The sequence below is a fragment of the Tepidibacter mesophilus genome, from assembly GCF_002724055.1.
Lineage (GTDB): Bacteria > Bacillota > Clostridia > Peptostreptococcales > Peptostreptococcaceae > Tepidibacter_A > Tepidibacter_A mesophilus.
Genome location: NZ_BDQY01000075.1, coordinates 1 through 465, shown reverse-complemented (window position 1 = coordinate 465; position 465 = coordinate 1). Strand labels below are relative to the sequence as shown.

The window sequence follows — 465 nt, the reverse complement described above, 5'->3', positions numbered from 1 at the left end:
ATATGTGCCTGTAGCTCAGTTGGATAGAGCAGTGGCCTTCTAAGCCACGTGTCCGGGGTTCGAATCCCTGCAGGCACGCCATACTGGGGATTCGCCAAGTCGGTAAGGCTCAGGATTTTGATTCCTGCATGCGTTGGTTCGAGTCCAGCATCCCCAGCCAATTTAATCTGACCCATTAGCTCAGTCGGTATAAGTAGAGAACCGGAATTTCTAATTTCGTGTGAATCACTTAGTGGTACGTTAAGTATTAAGACTAGACTAATGAATAAGATAAATTGAATAATAGTATGACCCATTAGCTCAGTCGGTAGAGCACCTGACTTTTAATCAGGGTGTCCCGCGTTCGAGTCGCGGATGGGTCACCAAAGAAATACGGAGGGGTGTCCGAGTGGCTTAAGGAGCTGGTCTTGAAAACCAGTGATTCCGAAAGGGACCGTGGGTTCGAATCCCACCTCCTCCGCCAAA

The 465-nt window shown here is 48.6% G+C and carries 4 tRNA genes; all 4 read left to right on the top strand.

The features are described from left to right. Positions 1-4: 4 nt before the first annotated feature. The 4 genes from Tmeso_RS15950 (at position 5) to Tmeso_RS15935 (ending at position 463) form a co-directional block, all read left to right on the top strand. Positions 5-81, top strand: a tRNA-Arg gene (locus Tmeso_RS15950). A 3-nt stretch (positions 82-84) separates the two neighbouring features. Continuing rightward, positions 85-160, top strand: a tRNA-Gln gene (locus Tmeso_RS15945). 129 nt (positions 161-289) lie between these two features. Continuing rightward, positions 290-365 (top strand) — tRNA-Lys (locus Tmeso_RS15940). 9 nt (positions 366-374) lie between these two features. Beyond that, a tRNA-Ser gene (locus tag Tmeso_RS15935) sits at positions 375-463 on the top strand. Positions 464-465 lie beyond the last annotated feature (2 nt).